Below are 20,106 nucleotides of genomic sequence, written 5' to 3'. Positions count from 1 at the left end.
ACCCGTCCTAACGCAGTGGCTCCCCCATGCCCCTATTCTTCCAATAAACTTCTCAACATCCAAGCTGTTTTTTCATGTACTTGCATCCGTTGAGTTAACAAGTCAGCAGTGGGTTCATCGTTGACTTCATCTACCACAGGAAAAACAGAACGTGCAGTTCTGACTACAGCTTCTTGTCCTTCCACTAGTAAGCGGATCATATCCTTGGCTTTGGGCACGCCTGGGGTTTCGGGAATGGAACTGAGTTTAGCATATTCGCTGTAGGTTCCTGGTGCGGGATAGCCTAGCGCTCTAATTCGTTCTGCAATCAAATCCACTGCTAAGGCTAGTTCTGTATACTGGGTCTCGAACATCAAATGCAAGGTTTGGAACATTGGCCCGGTCACATTCCAATGAAAATTATGCGTTTTCAGATACAGGGTGTAGGTATCAGCCAATAACCGAGACAAGCCCTCAGCAATTTTTGCTCTACTGGCATCATCAATACCGATATTCAAAGCTACAGTTTCTGGTTTAGATGGCATAATTTTCTCCTAATCGGTTATGTAATTAATTGTCTGTTGTATATTGTTGCTTTTTTTTGCACATACCATTGACAATTTCTCATGCTAGATGCATCTTGAGAACGCTACGGGGAGCTTTGCGGACTCTAGCTAAGATTGTTTCTTTGCCTAGACGTTGACAAGCTTCATAGCGATGGCAACCAGAAAAGCCATAATACAGTCCATCTACTTCTAGGACATCTATGGGTTCTTGTTGCCCGATCGCCGCAATCGATTCCATCAAGGCTTGTACTTTATGCGGATCGTTTGTCCGGGGCAAAGGCCGCTTAATCTGATTCAGTGGAATTTCTTGGATTCTAACCATCAGGGTTTTCCTAACTAATTCCCTTTGTTGACCATGAATAAATCATAGTCGTTATGACTTTATTTTGCAACTATTGGGACAAAACTGGTAATGGTATCATTGGAGCGCTCATGCGACAAAACCACTACGCTAGAAAGCAATTGGACAATCTGCCTCAACGCCAAGCAGAGGGGCAAAATCAAGTTAGAAAGAAAAAGTCGTACTGGAATGTTTCCCGTACTCTACTGATAGCATTTTGTTTATTAGGACTAACTGCGGCATCAGGTACCGGGAGCAAAAATAATGATGTAGTCTTGAAAATAGGGATTGTCCAAAGATTTGGGGAAGAACCCACAGCCAAGCTGCAATTGCAACCGACCAAAGGCGATCGCCTCAAGCTGAGATTTAAGACAGCTAACTCTGAGCAAACACTGATTACCCAAGATCCCGTCCAGATAGAAACAGTAATGCAACCCCTATCTCAACCAGCAGTGAAGGAGGTGGTTGTTTTAGGTACTTACCGCACCTTTGAAACTGCGGAAGATAGTGCCCAAAAATGGCGCGATCGCGGAATTGAGGTAGAAATAGCTCAGCCAGATCGTTGGCAAGTTTGGGCAAAACGAGACGTTTATAACACTCCTTTATTAAGAAGACTGTTATTGCAGAGTTTGCCAGACTCTCAGCAAAATACCGCACACCTAGATACCAAAGTTTTATCAAAAGTACCATTAGTGAGTTGGGTAATTAATGGTACTCGTTATAGTCGAAATAATGTCAAAATAAGCACTGGTAAAAACTTAATTCGAGTCAATAAAACTGCTAAACCAGAGAATGCCCGTCTTTACGCTGGTCAGATGAAATTGCAGCCAAATGCTTATGGGAATTATACTCTGGTCAATGAAGTGCCCTTGGAAACTTATTTACGGGGCGTGGTGCCTTATGAAATTGGGACGAGTGCCCCAACAGCTTCTTTAGAGGCACAAGCGATACTCGCTCGCACTTATGTACTACGGAATTTACGGAGATTTGCCATAGATGAATATCAGTTATGTGCTGATACTCATTGCCAGGTTTATTATGGACTCAATGGTGTTGCTCCAACTACAGATAAAGCGATCGCCGCCACTAAAGGTATGGTATTAACTTATCAAAATCAGTTAGTAGATGCGCTTTATTCCTCTACTACTGGCGGTGTAACTGCTTCTTTCAGCGATATCTGGAATGGTGAAGATCGTCCCTATCTTCAGCCCATAGTCGATGCGCCGATAAATATTTGGGACTTGTCCAGACAGAACTTAGCAGATGAAAAAAACTTTCAGCAGTTTATTAATTTAGAAAAAGGTTTTAACGAAAGCGAATGGGATCTGTTTCGTTGGCGGCGAGAAACCAAGATAGAGGATATTACTAAGGGCTTACAGAAATTCTTGCAGGTGAAAAAAAGCCCCTACAGTAAATTTAAAACTGTTGAAGCTATGTCCGTAACTAAGCGATCTGATAGTGGGCGCATTCTGGAACTCGCGGTAAAAACCGATATTGGTGTTTTTACTTTACACAAAGATGAAGTTCGTAGCGCTTTTGCTGCTCCCATTAGCACGCTATTTTACATCCAACCGCTAAATAAAGGTCAATCTAATTTGTGGGGGTACGCCTTTATTGGTGGGGGATTCGGACATGGAGTTGGGTTGAGTCAAACCGGGGCGCAAAACTTAGCCAAGCTAGGTTGGTCAAGTGCAAAAATTTTGCAATTTTACTATCCTGGTACTCAACTTAAAATTCTGAGTAACGAAATTAAGTTTTAACTCAAAGACTTAGAGAATCGGGAATTTCCCAAGTACGTAGTAAGCACTTCAGTGCAGAAAATAAGGACTAAAGTCCTTACTACGAACTCTCAAGAATACACAGTAAAGGAAAACATTGTTCCTTAACTGTGCTACTGTGACCTCTGCACCATCATTAACCTCGCTAGAGATTTTATGATTGAGGTGCCTAATTCTTAGTAGAGTTCTTCTTCTTTGTGAGTTTCGATGGTTACGTCAGAGGTAGGATAAGCGACGCAAGTCAGTACATATCCAGCTTCGATTTGATCGTCATCTAAGAAAGACTGGTCAGATTGGTCAACAGTACCCGATACCAGTTTACCTGCACAGGTAGAACAAGCACCAGCGCGGCAAGAGTAAGGCAAATCATAGCCAGCTTCTTCCGCAGCGTCTAGAATATATTCATCTTCAGGAACATCAATTACTTGTTCTCCATCGGGAGTCTTTAGTGTGACTTTGTAAGTTGCCATTTCCGTAATCCTCTCTTTTTGCGAACGGCAGTATAAGTTATCCTAAAGCAAACCTAGGCAAAGCCTACGGCTGCTCTTATGGGATGAGCCGCTGTTTAAATTTGCTTCAATTCTGATACTACGAGAAAAATTAAAATATGTAACTCGAAATTGGCCGCGATTAGTAATGAAATTTAGTTATTTAATACTAATAAGATTAACTTATGTATTTAAGGGCTGATTCACTCTAATATTGGAAAAAATTATAGATAGGTTTGAAAAAGTTCAATGAAATTGATTTGTGGCTAGGGGCTTGGGAGCTAGAGGAAATAGGCAACAAGGAGGATGAAGCAGGGAGCAGGGGAGATGCGGTGAAGCAGAGAAATAAATAATGCCCAATGCCCAATGCCCACTTAATAGCCTTCTGATAGGAATATTTCGTACATAAAGTAGTAGGGTAGTAAGTGTCGCTGGTGGCATCTACAGCTTGAGCAGAGGGCTGTACAGTAAAAGCAATGAGCTTTGCCCATACAGAAAATCTACAAACAGAACTAGTAACGCTCATGGATAATTCCGAGGCCTATTTAACAACAGCAAAAGTGCGGGTGGGGTTGGTTGGTACTGGATATGCGGCAAAGTTGCGGGCGGAAGCATTGCTGCAAGATGGGCGATCGCATTTATTAGCGATCGCTGGACATCAATTAGAAAATACCCAAGCCTTCGCTCAAGAGTACCAAGCTGAGGCTATGAGGTCGTGGCAACAGCTAGTAGAGCGGGAAGATATAGATCTAGTAATCATATCGACAATTAATCGCGATCATGGTGCGATCGCTCGAGCTGCACTCACACATGGTAAACATGTAATTGTGGAATATCCCCTGGCTTTGGATGTAGTGGAAGCACAAGAAATTATTGCCTTAGCCAAAGCTAAAAATAAACTTCTACATGTGGAACATATTGAACTGTTGGGCGGATTGCATCAAACTTTAAAACAACACATAGAGAAAGTAGGTCATATTTTTTATGTCCGCTACAGCACAATTACACCAAAGCATCCCGCACCCCGCAAGTGGACTTATAATCATGAGTTGTTCGGCTTCCCTTTAATAGGTGCGCTTTCCCGATTGCATCGTCTGACAGATTTGTTTGGTGAAGTATTTACAGTTAACTGTCACCAGCGATTTTGGCAAATTGAACCAGACTACTATCAAACCGGCTTGTGTCTGACTCAATTGTGCTTTACTAGCGGACTATTAGCACAGGTAGTATATGGCAAAGGTGAAACTCTTTGGCAACAAGAACGAAAGTTTGAAGTGCATGGTGACCAAGGCGGCTTAGTTTTTGATGGCGACCAAGGATTTTTGATTCAAGGCGGTGAAACAAAACCAATAGAAGTTGGTAGCCGTCGGGGTTTATTTGCTAAAGACACTACTATGGTGTTAGATCGTATCTTTGATGGTAAACCTCTCTATGTCACCCCAGAAGCTAGTTTATATACATTAAAGGTTGGTGAAGCGGCAAAAAGGGCGGCTGAAACAGGCTTAACTATATTTATGAAAGATATTTAGACAGAGAAATTACAGTTGATGAAAACCGAAACGATTGTTATTTTATCCCAACGAGAAATAGAAAAGATGCGTAGGGCAGGACGTTTAGCCGCCCAACTCCTCAAGCATCTAGAAGCAATGGTTAAGCCAGGCGTAACTACTCAGCAACTCAATGATGAAGCCGAACGTTGGACGCAAGCGCATGGTGCTAAAAGCGCACCACTGGGTTATAAAGGGTTTCCTAAATCGATTTGCACTAGTGTGAATGAGGTCATTTGTCACGGAATTCCGAATCCTAAACAAATTCTCAAGGATGGAGACATTATCAATATCGATGTTACGCCCATTCTTGATGGCTATCATGGTGATACTTCCAGAACCTTTTTAGTTGGTAACCCTTCACCAAAAGTGAAAAAATTAGTAGAGGTAACAGAGGAATGTCTGCGCTTAGGAATTGCTGAGGTGAAGCCAGGCGCGAAAATTGGCGATATTGGTGCAGCTATTCAAGAGTATGCTGAAGCTCAAGGCTTTTCTGTAGTGCGAGACTTTGTAGGACATGGAATCAGCAACATATTCCATACTGCACCAGATATCCCTCACTATGGTACGCGCGGTAAAGGTAAGCGTCTCCGTCCGGGAATGGTATTTACAATTGAGCCAATGATTAATGAAGGTACTTGGGAAGTAGAAGTTCTCAGCGATAAATGGACAGCGGTAACACGCGATCGCAAACTCTCAGCGCAATTTGAGCACACTATTGCTGTCACTGAAGATGGGGTAGAAATTCTTACTCAAGTGGAAGATAATTCGTAATTCGTAATTCGTAAATAAAATTATTTAATGCCCACCAACATATTAATATGGTGGGTATTTTTATTTATGCGTTTCCACAACATAGTTTATTTCTCGTTCTGGCTTGATTAATAATACCCAGCGATATTGAAATTAAAAAAAATCAAGATTGAAGTCCTGACTACAAAGAAAAAACTTTAATTTTATCATCCAAAATCTAAAATCTAAAATTTATTACCGCCCTAATTTATTAGGAATACCTTCACAACCGCCAGGAATAGTACCTCTAGTTTGTTCGCCACCCCAAGCACAGCAGTAGTAACGTGCTGCATCTGACATTCGTTGTACATCAGTAAAGTCAGCATTTTCAATGACAGCACCCGTATGTTCTCCCGTTTGATAATTCGGGGGTACAGTACGACTGCGCGGTGACGCATTTTCTACAGAACCATAAAATAGACGCACGCCATTAAGATCAGCGTTACGGAGTTTGGCATCATACAGGATAGCGCGGGAGAGGTTGGCTTTTACTAAGTCGCAACTACTGAGATTGGCGCGGACAAGATTAGCTTCGCTGAGATCTGTCCAACGTAAATCGGTACCCGCTAAGTCTGCACCAGCTAACATGACACCTAAATCGATGACACGTACACCTTCAATCCGGTCTTCAGCATAACCGCCGACACCATTAAGAATAGCTCTTCCTAAACGGCGATCGCGTTTGAGGGGTGTAAGTAATTTGGAACGGGAAAGAAAGCGAAGAATCTTAGCTTTCCCGCTACCATCCACACTACTTAAAATTGCGGCTGTGCGTCCTTCTGCTATTGACCTTTCTTGGGGCCAGTCTTCTAATAATCCTTCTTCATCTAATACTAAATCTGAGATCCCTTGGAAATAGGAATCGATTGTTTGCTGCTGAGTAATAATATTTTGTTGTACTGTCAGCAGGTTTTGCTGAATTGTTAGATCTTTAGAAATAATATATTGTCGCCAAGCTACGTAAACAGCGATGATGGCAATGAGAATTTGTCCCAAAGCACCAAACCACTCCGCCAATGTACCAGAAGCTTCCCAATTAACCTTACGTCCCCAAGCTAACAAGCGATCGCCAAGTCCGGAGAATTTCACTAAGCCGATAATCGCTACTACTAGTCCGAAGAAAGCGATCAATAGTGTTCTATCTTGGGGTGAAAACCATTGTCGGATTATGTTTTGCAGCCAAGGTAATAACATCGCTACAGACAGCATTAAAGTCACTAGAGTACCAAAAATGCCAATTAGCCAGTTATTCACAGCTATTCCGATGATAGTAATGGCGATCGCTAATAAACTAATTAGCAATGCTCTCGGCTTGACTGTAAATAGATTGCTTGTCTGTGGCTGAAAAGAAGAACGGGCTTGCTGCAAAGCCGCTGTATGTTGCGGAGATTGCAAAGACGCGATCGCCGCTAAGGCTTGTTGTGTAGCCAAGCCATCTGGTGACAGGTTATGCTCACCTGTCCCACCATCAAAATCATCAGGTTGCAAGTCGTGTTCGGAAATGGGATCTGGGGTTGGTGAATTGGAGGAGTTGGATTCAATCGTCATTCTTTCTATTGTGCCCCAGCATACTCAAATCACAGCTGTTTTATATTAACTGGTTGAGGGTAGGGTAGGGCAATATGACTCAGCTAATTCCTGATTCCGACAGAATTTAGGCATGAGTTAGCCTATTTAGAAATTCAAAAGTTCAATTTCCAAATTCTAATTCTTATAAATCTGTTTTGGTTAGATTTTCCACCTTCGTCAGTAATTAAGTTTTAATTTATTTCTATTTTTTGTTTTCAAATGCTTGCTTGGTGGACAAATAACTTTGGATGAATTATCTAGCGACAAAAAATATAATTCGTTTTTTATGTTAATTTAAATTTATATATAATCGATAGTTTTAAGATGAAATATTTGTATTAAAGCTATGTTTAAAATAAATAAAAATATTTCGTAAATAAATAAAATTGTGTAGGCTTTAAATGCCTGAACTCTTTAATAAGACGAGTGTTTTTTGAAATACAATGATTTAGCGTGTTTAGAAAACGAGCCAGGTTTACAGAAAATTGATATTTAATTTACATAAAACTTTGATTTTAGGGAATATTTTATGGTATTGTTTTATTATCTTTGCGTATAAAAACAGATAGCTTAAAAGAGGTAAAATAAAGCAATAATTGATAAAAATAGTGTAGTTTGATACTATTTTTTTAGATAAACAAGTTCTAGCATCATAATTATGAGTTCTGTAGGTAGAGCATGGTCTTACGGCGCTGCTTGATTGCCTCTAGCTTTATCACTTTCTCAACAATTGGCTGTAGTGATTGGGCAAATTCAACGGCAGAAAACACCAAGCAAGTTGTACAGGAAAGTAATGTTTCCCAACTGCTAATTAAAGCAAAATCTTCGCCAAAAACTGAGGATTTTTTGAATCAAGCTAATAACCTGTTAGATCGTCATCGTTATCAAGAAGCGATCGCTGCTTATGATAAAGCGATCGCCCTCAATCCCAAACAAGCTGAAGCTTGGATAAACAGAGGTAATGCTTTAACATCTTTACAACGCTACAAAGAAGCGATCGCCTCCTATGATCGAGCAATTACCATCAAGCCTGACAAGGATATAACTTGGTTTAATCGCGGTAATGCCTTAACATCCTTAAAAAGCTATCAAGAAGCGATCGCTGCTTATGATAAAGCGATCGCCCTCAACCCCAAAAAAGCTGAAGCGTGGATTAACCGAGGGATTGCACTGACAGAACTGCAAAAATACCCAGAAGCATTAAAATCCTACGATAAGGCGATCGCAATTAAGCCAGGTAAGCATGAAGCTTATTACAACAAAGCTTGTTCTTATGCTTTACAATCCAATGTAGAATTAGCAGTTACAAACCTAGAAAAAGCTATCAAGCTGGCTCCTGCTAAATATAAGAACTTGGCAAAAACCGATCCAGATTTCAATAAAATACGTAGCGATAAAAGATTGCTAAGATTGATTCAATAATATATAAAATTTTTAGTTTTTGGAAATATACATAACATAGATAAAGATAAGGGTACAACATTGTTGTATCCTTATCTTTATATGTAGTGTCAGTATTCGTAATCTACTGTAAAACGCGGTGTAGTGCTTGGCGACTACACAGCCTACTGATAGTTTTTCGATAATTACATCGGATTTATATAGAATATGATATTGAATAAACTTAACTATATTAATAATTATCAAAAGATTGAAATTGTTTTTGTAGTAATGACTGAAGTCATTATTTGATAACTTTAGTCATCACTGCATTTAATTATTTGCTCTGTTCGACTTATTTATAGTTAGATTATTTTCCAAAAAAATATGAAAAAATTATTGATTACTGGCGTTAGTGGCTTTTTAGGATGGCATATTTGTCAATTAGCTAAAACAGAATGGGAAGTTTATGGTACTTATTTTTCCCATACCATAGAAATACCTGATGTCAAAATGTTAAAAATTAACTTAACAGAATTTCAAGAATTAAAAGATATATTTAATAAAATTAATCCAACCGCAGTTATTCATACAGCAGCACTTTCTCAACCTAACTTTTGCCAAAATCATCCTGAAGAATCCTATAAAATTAATGTTACAGCATCATGTAATATAGCTGGACTTTGTGCAGATTATGCTATTCCTTGTGCATTTACATCAACAGACTTAGTATTTAATGGCTTAAATGCTCCCTATCAAGAAACAGATATAGTATCTCCTGTGAGTATTTATGGTGAACAAAAAGTAAAAGCTGAAATAGGTATTTTGGAAAGATATCCTAATACCGCAGTCTGTCGGATGCCATTAATGTTTGGTATAGGTACGCCAACTGCAAATAGCTTTATTCAACCATTTATGGAAACATTAAAAGCAGGAAAAGAACTGAATTTATTTATCGATGAATTCCGCACACCTGCAAGTGGTACAACTGCTGCTAAAGGTTTGTTATTAGCCTTAGAAAAAGTGCAAGGATTGATTCACTTAGGCGGTAAAGAAAGAATTTCCCGTTACGATTTTGGTCAATTATTGGTAGAGGTATTTCAAATTACTGATGCAAAAATTAAAGGCTGTTATCAAAAAGATGTAAAAATGGCAGCACCAAGACCGGCAGATGTTTCTTTAGATAGTTCTAAAGCCTTTGCGTTAGGATATAAACCTTTATCTATAAAAGAAGAGTTAGCAGCGTTAGTTAATTAATAAAAAATCGCGCTAAGGCTTTACACCTTAGCGTGATTTTTAATAGTTATATTTTACCAGTACTTATTCCTGGGAATAAGCTTCCATTGGGAGACAAGAACAGACAAAATTCCTATCGCCAAAAGCTGCATCAATTCTACCAACACTCGGCCAGAATTTATGTTGGCGCGTCCAAGGTGCGGGGTAGGCTGCTTGTTCGCGAGAATAGGGATGATTCCATTCGCCAGTAATTAAGCTTTCGGCTGTGTGGGGCGCATTTTTCAAAACGTTATCCTGCACATCCACCTTACCTGATTCAATTTCGGCGATTTCTTGGCGAATAGCAATTAAAGCCTCACAGAAACGATCTAATTCTTCTAGAGATTCGCTTTCTGTAGGTTCTACCATGATTGTACCAGCCACAGGCCAGGAGACTGTTGGCGCGTGAAAGCCGTAATCCATCAGCCGTTTGGCGACATCATCGATTTCGATACCCGCCGATTTTTTGAGCGATCGCAAATCTAAAATACATTCATGGGCAACTAGTCCATTTTTCCCTTGATACAATACGGGATAATACTGTTCAAGTCGCTTGGCGATATAGTTAGCATTCAAAATTGCGACTTTAGTTGCTTGGGTTAAACCAGCCGCACCCATCATGGCAATATACATCCAAGAAATTACCAGGATGCTAGCACTACCCCAAGGCGCAGCTGCTACCGCCCCTAACGTACCGCCCATTTTGACTAATGGGTGTCCTGGGAGAAATTCTACCAGATGGGAAGCCACGCCAATCGGCCCCATACCAGGGCCACCGCCGCCATGCGGAATACAGAAGGTTTTGTGTAGGTTGAGGTGACAAACATCCGCGCCAATATCGCCAGGGCGACAAATTCCCACTTGGGCGTTCATATTCGCCCCATCCATGTAAACCTGTCCGCCATGTTCGTGAACTACAGCACAGATTTCTTGAATGGCTTCCTCAAAAACGCCATGAGTTGAGGGATATGTCACCATTAACGCCGCTAGTTCGTGACTGTGTTTTTCAGCTTTGGCTTTGAGGTCATTAACGTCAATATTACCTTGTGAGTCACAGGCGACAGCGACAACCTTCATTCCACACATTACCGCACTAGCTGGGTTAGTTCCATGTGCTGAGGTAGGAATCAAGCAGACGTTACGGTGTGCTTCGCCTCGGCTTTGATGATATTCGTGAATCACCAACAACCCGGCGTATTCACCTTGAGAACCAGCATTAGGTTGTAAAGAAATTCCTGCAAATCCTGTAATCTCAGCTAACCATGATTCTAGTTGCTGAAACAGGATTTGATAACCCAGGGTTTGAGATGGCGGTGCAAAGGGATGAATTTTGCCAAATTCCGCCCAGGTAACGGGTATCATCTCCGCAGTGGCGTTTAACTTCATCGTGCAAGATCCTAAAGGAATCATTGATGTAGTTAAAGATAAGTCTTTAGTTTCTAGTTGATGTAGATAACGCAGTAACTCGGTTTCGGAGTGATAGCGGTTAAATACATGGTGAATTAGGTAATTGCTGGTACGGGCAAAAGTGGAGTTTTGTAAAGGTGATGGTCGCTGTGTGGCGATCGCATCTGCTATTTCGGCAAAATCAAAATCTAGGCGATCGCTATTAGCAAAAATCTGCCATAGTTCTATCACATCATCGACTGTGGTTGTCTCATCTAAAGAAATACCCACCGCAGTCTCAGCAAAAATGCGTAAATTAATATTACGTGCTTGGCAATCTGCGAGAATTGTCTCTAAATTGCGTCTTCCCAGTTCTACCCGCAAAGTATCAAAAAACGGTTCCGAACTGATGCTGTAACCCAGACGCTTTAATCCCGCCGCCAAAATTAAAGTTAGCTGATGGATATTCTCGGCAATATTCTTCAACCCATCTGGGCCATGATAGACAGCATACATACTCGCCATCACAGCCAATAGTACTTGAGCAGTACAAATATTACTTGTAGCTTTTTCCCGACGAATGTGTTGTTCGCGGGTTTGTAAAGCTAGACGTAATGCAGGTTTACCTTGGGCATCTTTAGATACACCAACAATTCGCCCTGGAACCTGACGCTTATACTCTTCCTTAGTAGCAAAGTATGCTGCATGAGGCCCGCCAAAGCCCAAAGGAATGCCGAAACGCTGCGTACTGCCAATGGCAATATCAGCCCCAAATTCACCAGGAGGGGTGAGTAAAGTTAAGCTTAAGGGATCTGCTGCTACCGTCACCAATGCACCCTTAGCATGGGCTTTTTCGATAAAAGCGCGGTAGTCGTAAACTGTGCCATCACTAGCAGGGTATTGCAGAACTGCCCCAAAAATTGGTTGCTCAAAATCAAAGATTTGATGGTCACCAATAATAATATTTATCCCCAGAGGTTTAGCCCTGGTTTGCAGCACATCAATAGTTTGGGGATGACAATCACTGGAAACAAAATAGGCGTTTGCTTTATTTTTACAAACGCCGTAACTCAAACTCATAGCTTCGGCGGCGGCGGTTGCTTCATCAAGTAGTGAAGCATTCGCAATTTCCAAACCTGTTAAATCGATAATTAGTGTCTGGAAATTTAACAGCGCTTCCAAGCGTCCTTGGGCAATTTCTGGCTGATAGGGAGTGTAAGCTGTATACCAACCAGGGTTTTCCAGAATATTCCGCCCAATCACTGGTGGGGTGATGCAGTCGTAATAACCCATGCCAATAAAGGAACGGAAAATTTGATTTTTCTCAGCAATTTTTTTTAATTGACTTAAAGCTGTGTACTCAGATTGAGCCTCTGGTAATTTTAATACTCCATTGAGGCGAATTCCTTGAGGTACAGTTTGATCGATTAACGCATCTAGGCTGGAAATACCCAATACACCGAGCATTTGCTTGATGTCATCAGAGTTCGGCCCGATATGCCTTTGTATAAAATTATCTAACTTTTGCTTCCTTTGGTCTAAGATTTGGCGATCGCTAGACTTGGGAATAGGGGCTTTTACCACAAATTGCTCTCCCGATGGAACTATTTAATATTTTGCAATAAGTCTGAGGGAATTGGGTATTGGGTATGGGGCATTGGGCAATTCGATTTTGGATTTGCAATTTTGGATTGGGTTTGAATCTAAAATCTAAAATCTAAAATCTAAAATCTAAAATTCCTTGTCCTCCCTACCCCCTACCCCTATTTTTCCTATTCTCCTTCCACCTGGGCGCGATACTCGTCTGCGCTCAAAGCATCGTTGATTTCATCGGGGTCATTGACGCGAACTTTGAGGAACCACGCCTCACCGTAAGGGTCTTCTGAAACTTGTTCTGGAGTTTCGATCAATTCATCATTACGTTCAATAACTGTGCCGGTAACAGGCGCATTCAGGTCTTCAACGGCTTTGACTGATTCAATTGAACCAAAGGTATCTCCCTTAGTAATCGCATCGCCAATTTCAGGTAATTCTAAGAACACGATATCGCCTAATTGATCTACGGCAAATTCGGTAATGCCAATGGTAGCAATTTCACCTTCTAACCGCACGTATTCATGAGTATCCAGGTATTTTAAATCCTGAGGATATTCAAAAGACATAGATTTCCCTCATCACATCAAAAAATTATTGCCTCAAGATTAATCCAAGGCATATTGGGTAATTAACCATACTTTGACTGGCAATTTTAAATTTTAGATTGCCAATTTGAGATTTTTTTGGTTCGGCTTTGGCGCGTTAGCTTAGTTAGTCACGCGATTTATTTTTTGAACGGTAAAAAGGTCGTTTCACTACAGATGTTGGGTAAGCTTTACCGCGAATTTCCACTTCTAGTTGCTGACCCACAGAGGCTAGCTGGGAAGGGACATAAGCTAAAGCAATCGGATAACCGAGTGTAGGTGAGACTGTACCACTGGTAACTTCCCCTACTACTGTACCTGAAGATAATACTTGGTAACCATGACGGGCAATATTCCTGCCTGACATTCGCAAACCCACCAACCGACGCTGCACACCTGCTGCTTTTTGCTGTTCTAAAACGGCACGACCAATAAAATCACCTTTGGTATCTAAGTGCACTAGCCAACCTAAACCTGCTTCTAGGGGGGTAGTGTTGTCATCAATATCTTGTCCATAAAGTGCCATCGCGGCTTCTAGTCTGAGGGTATCTCTAGCACCCAAACCGCAGGGAATTACACCAGCATCATAAAGACGTTGCCATAATTCTATCCCCACTTCTGGATCAACCATGATCTCAAATCCATCTTCGCCAGTGTAGCCTGTACGGGCGAGGAAGCCTGTTTTTCCTAGTATTGGTGCTTGCAGGTGCCCAAAAGCTTTAATGGGGTTTAAATCTGCTTCTACAAGAGGCTGGAGATAACTAACGGCTTTTGGCCCTTGTAAAGCTAGTAGAACTTTATCTGGTGACAGGTCTTGAAATTCCACTGTCTTCAAATCAAGGTGTTGCAATAGCCATGCTTTATCTTTACCTGTGGTTGCAGCATTAACAATAATTGCCACTTGTTGTTTACCAGTGCTGTCTTCACCTTGGTAATAAACAATAATGTCGTCAATAATTCCGCCCTGAGGATTTAACAATACTGTGTATTGTGCTTGACCTAGTTTGAGACGACTTAAATCTGAGGGAACTAAAGCTTGTAGTTGAGAAATCGGGTTTTCACCTTTGAGAGTAAATTTACCCATGTGGGAAATATCGAACATTCCGGCTGCATTTCTGACAGCCTCATGTTCGCTGGTAATGCCAGCAAACTGTACCGGCATTTCCCAACCACCAAAACTGGTGAGCCGTGCTTTCAGTTCCACACCCAGTTGATATAAAGGAGTTCTCGCCAAAAATGAGGCGATTTCTGATTCTTGTTTAGCCACAGCTATTTTTTTGTTTGCGATCGCACTTCAACATCTATCTATCCTACGAGATGGGCATTAGGTATTGAGCATTGGTAACTTTTCTCGATGACGAAAAACTGCTTCAGCAAGAATGTGGTGTTTTTCATACTTCTGTCCAGTAGGGTTTAATAGTTAATGGCAGAAGTGTTGAGATTTATTAAGCAAAAGTTATGAAGTATAGGCAAATACTAGCTAGTTTGGTCTTAGCTATGGTTCTTTTTTTATTTCCCTTATCAGCGCAAGCTGCAAGTTCTTCCAGTATTACCCGTTCTGCTGGCGACGAACTCACAGGTAAGGATTACTCAGGGCAAAGTCTCATTGGCACAGAGTTTACCAACCTCAATTTAGAAAATGCCAATTTTAGCAATGCTGACCTCCGGGGTGTCGTATTTAACGGTACAGTTTTGCAGGGAGTCAGTCTGCATGGTGTCGATTTTAGTAATGGCATCGCCTACTTAGCAAAGTTTAGGGGTGCGGACTTAAGCGATGGGATTTTCACAGAAGCCATGATGTTGCGTTCTACCTTTGACGAAGTGAACATCACAGGCGCAGATTTTACCAACGCCGTCTTAGACGGAATCCAAGTTAAGAAACTTTGCGCTAAAGCTAGCGGCGTTAATCCTAAAACTGGCGTAGATACTCGTGAATCGTTAGGCTGTAGGTAAATGGGCATGGGGCATGGGGCATTGGGCATTTCTTAATTTATCTCTCTTGTCCTCCCTATCTCCCTTCCCTCATCCCCCTGCCCCCGACACAAGGGTTTTTACTAAGTATTTATTCCTACAAAAGGGGTGGTTTCGCGGGAAACAATCACCCTCAAAACACAAAAAATCCTGAAATCTATATAAATTAACGGTTTCATATATCCACATCAGGCTACTACACCTTAGAATGATTCATTGAAAAGTCGAGCCGATGGGATTTGCAGCCATTTTGAGTAAAAATGCTCCCAAGGGATGACTTTTGTATTCCTACAAACAGAGATTTCCGTAGGGATGCTTCAAGGTGCATCTGTACTGAATCTCAAGAAAACCTCAAGGAGTTTGATTTATGAACAAAGGTGAATTAGTTGATGCGGTAGCTGAAAAGGCTAGTGTGACCAAGAAGCAAGCCGATGCAGTTCTGACTGCGGCTTTGGAAACTATCATTGAAGCTGTCTCTTCTGGCGATAAGGTAACACTGGTAGGCTTTGGTTCCTTTGAATCACGGGAACGCAAAGCCCGTGAAGGTCGTAACCCTAAAACCAACGAAAAGATGGAAATTCCCGCTACCAAAGTTCCGGCTTTCTCTGCTGGGAAGTTGTTTAGGGAAAAGGTTGCACCCCCAAAATCGTAGGTTCTAGTTCTAGGAACGTTGATTTGATGCGGCAAAGAGCACATGGGGGCAATTTAGCTTGGGCAGCAGCACTGGCTGGCTGTCCCCCTGCTGCTATTCTGGATTTTTCTGCCAGTATTAGCCCGTTGGGGCCTCCGAATAGCGCGATCGCGGCTATTCAATCCCAAATTGGTAATCTTAGGCACTATCCAGATCCTAATTACAGTGAACTGAGGCTCGCTCTCAGTCACTTCCATCAACTACCTTTTGAGTGGATTCTGCCGGGTAATGGCTCAGCAGAATTACTTACTTTAGTTGGCCGAGAATTAGCTCAATTAGCCGCAACCGTTTTAATAACTCCAGCCTTTGGCGACTACTACCGGACTTTGTCGGCATATAACGCTCAAGTACTGGAGTTTCCCGTTTCTTGGGAATCGGAAGCTCATTTGTCATCTTTCCTTGACAAAGGAAATCAAAATTTTCGGGACAAAGGATTACTTCTCAACAATCCCCACAATCCAACGGGAAAGCTTTTTTTACGGGAAGCAATTCTTCCCTACCTGGATCAATTTGCCTTAGTAGTGGTAGATGAAGCGTTTATGGACTTCTTGTCGCCTGAAGAGGAACAAAGTCTCATAGCGCTAGTACAGGAATATGAAAATTTAGTAGTGTTGCGATCGCTCACAAAATTTTACAGTCTGCCTGGGCTAAGACTGGGATATGCGATCGCTCATCCCGACCGCCTATCAAAATGGCAGTTGTGGCGTGACCCCTGGCCTGTCAATACATTGGCAGCAGCAGCGGCGATTGCTGCACTCAAAGATAGGGAATTTCAACAACAAACCTGGTTATGGCTACCACCTGCAAGAACTCAACTCCTTGGAGGTTTAGCGACAATTCCAGGATTACAACCAAAAAATAGCGCTGCCAACTTTTTGCTGATCGAGTCAAATCAGTCAACTACGCAGTTGCAGCAGCAATTACTGACGTATCACCAAATTTTAATTCGCGATTGCTTAAGTTTTAAAGAACTGGGCGATCGCTTTTTCCGCACTGCTGTACGTACTCAAGCCGATAACCAACGCCTACTCACAGCGTTAAACTCAGTAATAACTGCTGAGTGTTGAGTTTTGCGTCAGTTATCAACAGTTAATGGCCAGTTACCTCTAACTTTCAACTGGCCACTAACTAAATAATTCGTAATTCATAATTCCTAATTAATTGACGGAGACAAATACCCAATGCCCAATGCCCCATGCCCAATGCCCCATGCCTATTGAATATGACGTTGTAATTATTGGTGGCAGTCTGACTGCACGCTATGCAGCGTTAGTTGCTAAGCAACTACACGCTAAAGTTGCCTTGGTGGAACCCAAACTTAATTATGGGTTTTACTATCACCAAGCCATTAGCGAAATTGGTAATCTAGCCCAACATCTGCGTGAATCAGTTGGTTTAAGTATTCCTGGCTCACAGTGGGAAACTCCAGAAAAATCGCCAATATCTGTAGTCTTGCCAGAGGCGATGTTATATGCCCAAGGTGTCGCCTCCAATATAGAGGCACAGCATTCTATCACTAACCTAGCTGCCTTAGGAGTGGATGTAATTTGTGACAATGGTCAATTTCAATCTTCACCCCATCTTGCATTTGCTATTGGCGATGCTAGCGCCGGGCTAAGCCAACGCCTTCTAAGATCCCGTAACTACTTACTAGCCATTGGTTCCCGTCCAAGCATTCCAGAAATTGATGGATTGTTAGCCACCGGCTACCTTACCTTATCCAACATTTGGCAATTCCTCCTGTACGGGCGAGGAAAATACAGCCCCAATTCTCCCACCCCAACACCACCAAAAAATTGGGTGATTCTTGGTGGCTTACCCCAAAGCATAGAAATCGCTCAAACATTAGCACGGTTGGGTTGCAACGTCACACTTGTCGTCAAGGGTTCGCAAATTTTACCGAGTATTGATCCAGAAATCGCTAAGTTACTTCAGGCACAATTAGAAATTGACGGTGTACGTATTATCACTCAAGCCCAAGTAACTCAGGTGAGGCGAATTGAAGATAAAAAGTGGATTCAAGCGGGAGATAAAGCTATTGAGACTGATGAAATTTTAGTAGCAACTGGACAGCAAGCAAATGTGGAAGGTCTCAATTTAGCAGCAGTAAATGTCAAATGGTATCAGCGTCATTTAGTAGTCAATAATAAACTGCAAACTACCAATCCGCGAATTTATGCTTGTGGTGATGTAATTGGGGGCTATGATTTTATTAATGTTGCCAAATATGAAGTCAGAACAGCATTAAATAATGCTCTATTTCTGCCAATTTCACGAGTTAATTATCGTTGTTTACCTTTAGCGATATTTTCTCAGCCGAGATTAGCACGAGTAGGCTTAACAGAGAAAAAAGCAAAGCAGCAATATCATTATCAAGAAATTTTAGTCTTACGACAATATTTTAAAGCAGTAGCAGCAGCCCAAATTCATAACAAAACTACAGGTATTTGTAAATTAATCTTATTCCGCAACGGCGAAATCTTAGGAGCCGAAATATTTGGTACAGATGCAGGAGAACTAATTAATATAATCGCTTTGGCAATGTCTCAAAATTTGAAAATTCAGCAGCTAGAAAATTTTTCACCTATCTATCCTAGTTTTACAGAAATTATCGAACAATCTGTACAAGAATGGCACAAGCAAAAGTTAAATAGTGACCTTGCTAGACAAGAATTTATAGAAAGTTTCTTCCATTTCCGCCGGGATTGGAATATTTAATAAATGCCCAGCCAAATTGGATATTATGGGAATTTATCCCCTAATTTGAGATAATCCAGATGTTACAGTAATTAATTTAATCGGTATTAGTTTATTTTTATTAAGGTGCATTAAGAATCAGATAAGGTAAAAATTCATGAATCCTAAACAGCAAAATAATAATTCTGAGGTAAACCAGTTAATCACAACTCAAGAAGCTGTAAATTTGCTTTTTGGTGAAGGATGGCTCAATGAAGCTGTTTGGATTGAAGATGAAGAAAATTTCACTCTTAGAGCTGGTTTGGATAATGCTGGTTTGAATTGGGTTAATGCACTACCACCTTTAATCTTCAACTTATCTTTATTTGAGCGCTTATCAAAGTTGCGTATATCGCTGAACAAAGAAATCAGACTCATAATTGAAACTTGGAACTTAGGTGTAGGTACAAAAGCCGCAACAGAAACTGCAATGACTTGCATTAAACAGCGTTTGCTATCTCCTTCATCTGAACTAATACCCTACTTAGAAGCTACTTTATTACAAGATGAATTATACGGTGAAGAGTTTATCTCTAACCGTGAAGTTCTCAAATTCTTACTTACAAAACTGCTGAATGATTCTGATAGGGAAGAAATTGCAGAGAAGGCTGCTAGTTCAATACGTACACAAGTTATGTCTCAAGTGAATTTTTCCGAAAAACCTTTTGCATAAAACTACAAATTATTAATTATCACCCAGATGACACCTGCTGTCACTAAAGGCACGCTAAGGTTATCTGTACCATGAGGTGACACTCCCTCAGCTAATGTAGCTAAAGCACCGCTAACTAAAGCCGCCAAGGCTGCTTTATCAACTCCATAAGCTACTGCTAGGGGACTGAGCGAAGAGGTAGGTAGTAAGATTAATACTAAAAAAATCGCTGTTGTACTGACGAGAAACATTGTTAATGAACCTTCCCAAGAACGAACAGAATTGAGTACTTGGTACTTATGTTGACCGAAGCGCCTCCCTATTAATGCTGCTAGCGCATCTCCCCAAGTCATCGCCATAACTCCAGCTACCGCAATTGGGACATAATCTACAGGGCCAGAGGGTCGCCACAATAACGCAAACAACAATGTTACAGAAATTGCAAAATATACCGTACCTGGTGAACTATCGTCAGTATCCATTGCACGGATAATCCGGTAACGGTAAAGCAAGTAATTGACACCAATAAAGCTAGCAAAGGGAATAATTCCCATTTCCCAGCGGTTAAACAGCAGGAGTACGCCAAATACCCATATTCCTGCGCCAACATGGATAATTTTACGAGTTAAATTTGGCGGGACATGAAACAGTCTACCCAGTGCTTCACCAAATAAAAGTAGCGCGATCGCATAACTATAAGATATTGCTAATCCAATAAAATCGCTATAGCCAATCCAGTCATTACTCATTTCCTGTATCCCTGATTCTATTTTGAT

18 protein-coding genes are annotated in these 20,106 nt (G+C 41.2%); 10 read left to right on the top strand and 8 right to left on the bottom strand.

Annotated features, from left to right (window positions below; all coding sequences use genetic code 11):
* Nucleotides 1-32 precede the first annotated feature (32 nt).
* Nucleotides 33-524 (bottom strand): Dps family protein, encoded by a 492-nt coding sequence (locus tag H6G41_RS04265; protein WP_190743901.1) that lies wholly within the window; start codon nt 522-524, stop codon nt 33-35.
* Between the two features lie 79 nt (nt 525-603).
* On the bottom strand, nt 604-867 hold the full coding sequence (locus tag H6G41_RS04260; RefSeq protein WP_190743899.1) for a ParB N-terminal domain-containing protein: 264 nt from the start codon (nt 865-867) through the stop codon (nt 604-606).
* A 110-nt stretch (nt 868-977) separates the two neighbouring features.
* On the opposite strand from H6G41_RS04260, the gene H6G41_RS04255 reads away from it, so the two are divergent.
* The gene (locus tag H6G41_RS04255; protein WP_190744107.1) at nt 978-2,645 is read left to right on the top strand and encodes a SpoIID/LytB domain-containing protein; all 1,668 of its coding nucleotides are present in this window, start codon (nt 978-980) and stop codon (nt 2,643-2,645) included.
* A gap of 194 nt (nt 2,646-2,839) precedes the next feature.
* Here the strand turns inward: H6G41_RS04255 and H6G41_RS04250 are convergent, their stop codons facing one another.
* A complete protein-coding gene (locus H6G41_RS04250) occupies nt 2,840-3,133 on the bottom strand; it encodes a 2Fe-2S iron-sulfur cluster-binding protein (RefSeq protein WP_190743897.1) in 294 nt (97 codons plus the stop codon).
* Nucleotides 3,134-3,675: 542 nt separating this feature from the next.
* On the opposite strand from H6G41_RS04250, the gene H6G41_RS04245 reads away from it, so the two are divergent.
* Entirely contained in the window at nt 3,676-4,680 is a 1,005-nt protein-coding gene (locus H6G41_RS04245) for a Gfo/Idh/MocA family protein (RefSeq protein ID WP_190744104.1), read from the top strand.
* Between the two features lie 18 nt (nt 4,681-4,698).
* Complete coding sequence (map, locus tag H6G41_RS04240) at nt 4,699-5,472, top strand: type I methionyl aminopeptidase (RefSeq protein ID WP_190743895.1); 774 nt, start codon at nt 4,699-4,701, stop codon at nt 5,470-5,472.
* A gap of 213 nt (nt 5,473-5,685) precedes the next feature.
* On the opposite strand, the gene H6G41_RS04235 is transcribed toward map, so the two are convergent.
* A complete protein-coding gene (locus H6G41_RS04235; RefSeq protein ID WP_190743893.1) occupies nt 5,686-7,038 on the bottom strand; it encodes a pentapeptide repeat-containing protein in 1,353 nt (450 codons plus the stop codon).
* 699 nt (nt 7,039-7,737) lie between these two features.
* On the opposite strand from H6G41_RS04235, the gene H6G41_RS04230 reads away from it, so the two are divergent.
* Both H6G41_RS04230 and H6G41_RS04225 read left to right on the top strand, forming a co-directional pair.
* Nucleotides 7,738-8,481, top strand: coding sequence for a tetratricopeptide repeat protein (locus H6G41_RS04230; protein WP_190743891.1), 744 nt, complete (start codon nt 7,738-7,740; stop codon nt 8,479-8,481).
* Between the two features lie 345 nt (nt 8,482-8,826).
* Entirely contained in the window at nt 8,827-9,696 is an 870-nt protein-coding gene (locus H6G41_RS04225; protein WP_190743889.1) for an NAD(P)-dependent oxidoreductase, read from the top strand.
* Nucleotides 9,697-9,759: 63 nt separating this feature from the next.
* Here the strand turns inward: H6G41_RS04225 and gcvP are convergent, their stop codons facing one another.
* The 3 genes from gcvP to gcvT all read right to left on the bottom strand — a co-directional run bounded on the left by gcvP (nt 9,760) and on the right by gcvT (nt 14,547).
* Nucleotides 9,760-12,684, bottom strand: a complete 2,925-nt coding sequence (gcvP, locus tag H6G41_RS04220) for an aminomethyl-transferring glycine dehydrogenase (protein ID WP_190743887.1) — start codon at nt 12,682-12,684, stop codon at nt 9,760-9,762.
* Between the two features lie 188 nt (nt 12,685-12,872).
* Nucleotides 12,873-13,262, bottom strand: coding sequence for a glycine cleavage system protein GcvH (gcvH, locus tag H6G41_RS04215; RefSeq protein WP_190743886.1), 390 nt, complete (start codon nt 13,260-13,262; stop codon nt 12,873-12,875).
* Between the two features lie 145 nt (nt 13,263-13,407).
* Nucleotides 13,408-14,547, bottom strand: coding sequence for a glycine cleavage system aminomethyltransferase GcvT (gcvT, locus tag H6G41_RS04210; RefSeq protein ID WP_190743885.1), 1,140 nt, complete (start codon nt 14,545-14,547; stop codon nt 13,408-13,410).
* A 191-nt stretch (nt 14,548-14,738) separates the two neighbouring features.
* On the opposite strand from gcvT, the gene H6G41_RS04205 reads away from it, so the two are divergent.
* The 5 genes from H6G41_RS04205 (at nt 14,739) to H6G41_RS04185 (ending at nt 19,351) form a co-directional block, all read left to right on the top strand.
* Entirely contained in the window at nt 14,739-15,233 is a 495-nt protein-coding gene (locus H6G41_RS04205; protein ID WP_190743884.1) for a pentapeptide repeat-containing protein, read from the top strand.
* 385 nt (nt 15,234-15,618) lie between these two features.
* The gene (locus tag H6G41_RS04200; protein ID WP_009457351.1) at nt 15,619-15,903 is read left to right on the top strand and encodes an HU family DNA-binding protein; all 285 of its coding nucleotides are present in this window, start codon (nt 15,619-15,621) and stop codon (nt 15,901-15,903) included.
* Between the two features lie 26 nt (nt 15,904-15,929).
* Nucleotides 15,930-17,009 (top strand): threonine-phosphate decarboxylase CobD, encoded by a 1,080-nt coding sequence (gene cobD / locus H6G41_RS04195; RefSeq protein ID WP_190743883.1) that lies wholly within the window; start codon nt 15,930-15,932, stop codon nt 17,007-17,009.
* Between the two features lie 142 nt (nt 17,010-17,151).
* The gene (locus H6G41_RS04190) at nt 17,152-18,660 is read left to right on the top strand and encodes an NAD(P)/FAD-dependent oxidoreductase (RefSeq protein WP_190744102.1); all 1,509 of its coding nucleotides are present in this window, start codon (nt 17,152-17,154) and stop codon (nt 18,658-18,660) included.
* A 136-nt stretch (nt 18,661-18,796) separates the two neighbouring features.
* Nucleotides 18,797-19,351, top strand: coding sequence for a hypothetical protein (locus tag H6G41_RS04185; RefSeq protein WP_190743882.1), 555 nt, complete (start codon nt 18,797-18,799; stop codon nt 19,349-19,351).
* 2 nt (nt 19,352-19,353) lie between these two features.
* On the opposite strand, the gene H6G41_RS04180 is transcribed toward H6G41_RS04185, so the two are convergent.
* Nucleotides 19,354-20,079 carry a diacylglycerol/polyprenol kinase family protein gene (locus H6G41_RS04180; RefSeq protein ID WP_190743880.1) on the bottom strand — a complete coding sequence of 242 codons (726 nt, stop codon included), beginning with the start codon at nt 20,077-20,079 and terminating at the stop codon, nt 19,354-19,356.
* Nucleotides 20,080-20,106: the final 27 nt, after the last annotated feature.

Source organism: Tolypothrix sp. FACHB-123 (genome assembly GCF_014697075.1).
GTDB lineage: Bacteria > Cyanobacteriota > Cyanobacteriia > Cyanobacteriales > Nostocaceae > Aulosira.
The sequence above is the reverse complement of the archived record's forward strand: the minus strand, read 5'-3'. Positions and strand labels throughout refer to the sequence as shown.

What these genes read in the sequence shown, in the direction of transcription:
- H6G41_RS04265 (WP_190743901.1), bottom strand. Translation starts at nt 524, where the DNA reads ATGCCATCTAAACCAGAAACTGTAGCTTTGAATATCGGTATTGATGAT.
- H6G41_RS04260 (WP_190743899.1), bottom strand. Translation starts at nt 867, where the DNA reads ATGGTTAGAATCCAAGAAATTCCACTGAATCAGATTAAGCGGCCTTTG.
- H6G41_RS04255 (WP_190744107.1), top strand. Translation starts at nt 978, where the DNA reads ATGCGACAAAACCACTACGCTAGAAAGCAATTGGACAATCTGCCTCAA.
- H6G41_RS04250 (WP_190743897.1), bottom strand. Translation starts at nt 3,133, where the DNA reads ATGGCAACTTACAAAGTCACACTAAAGACTCCCGATGGAGAACAAGTA.
- H6G41_RS04245 (WP_190744104.1), top strand. Translation starts at nt 3,676, where the DNA reads ATGGATAATTCCGAGGCCTATTTAACAACAGCAAAAGTGCGGGTGGGG.
- map (WP_190743895.1), top strand. Translation starts at nt 4,699, where the DNA reads ATGAAAACCGAAACGATTGTTATTTTATCCCAACGAGAAATAGAAAAG.
- H6G41_RS04235 (WP_190743893.1), bottom strand. Translation starts at nt 7,038, where the DNA reads ATGACGATTGAATCCAACTCCTCCAATTCACCAACCCCAGATCCCATT.
- H6G41_RS04230 (WP_190743891.1), top strand. Translation starts at nt 7,738, where the DNA reads ATGGTCTTACGGCGCTGCTTGATTGCCTCTAGCTTTATCACTTTCTCA.
- H6G41_RS04225 (WP_190743889.1), top strand. Translation starts at nt 8,827, where the DNA reads ATGAAAAAATTATTGATTACTGGCGTTAGTGGCTTTTTAGGATGGCAT.
- gcvH (WP_190743886.1), bottom strand. Translation starts at nt 13,262, where the DNA reads ATGTCTTTTGAATATCCTCAGGATTTAAAATACCTGGATACTCATGAA.
- H6G41_RS04205 (WP_190743884.1), top strand. Translation starts at nt 14,739, where the DNA reads ATGAAGTATAGGCAAATACTAGCTAGTTTGGTCTTAGCTATGGTTCTT.
- H6G41_RS04200 (WP_009457351.1), top strand. Translation starts at nt 15,619, where the DNA reads ATGAACAAAGGTGAATTAGTTGATGCGGTAGCTGAAAAGGCTAGTGTG.
- cobD (WP_190743883.1), top strand. Translation starts at nt 15,930, where the DNA reads ATGCGGCAAAGAGCACATGGGGGCAATTTAGCTTGGGCAGCAGCACTG.
- H6G41_RS04190 (WP_190744102.1), top strand. Translation starts at nt 17,152, where the DNA reads ATGCCTATTGAATATGACGTTGTAATTATTGGTGGCAGTCTGACTGCA.
- H6G41_RS04185 (WP_190743882.1), top strand. Translation starts at nt 18,797, where the DNA reads ATGAATCCTAAACAGCAAAATAATAATTCTGAGGTAAACCAGTTAATC.
- H6G41_RS04180 (WP_190743880.1), bottom strand. Translation starts at nt 20,079, where the DNA reads ATGAGTAATGACTGGATTGGCTATAGCGATTTTATTGGATTAGCAATA.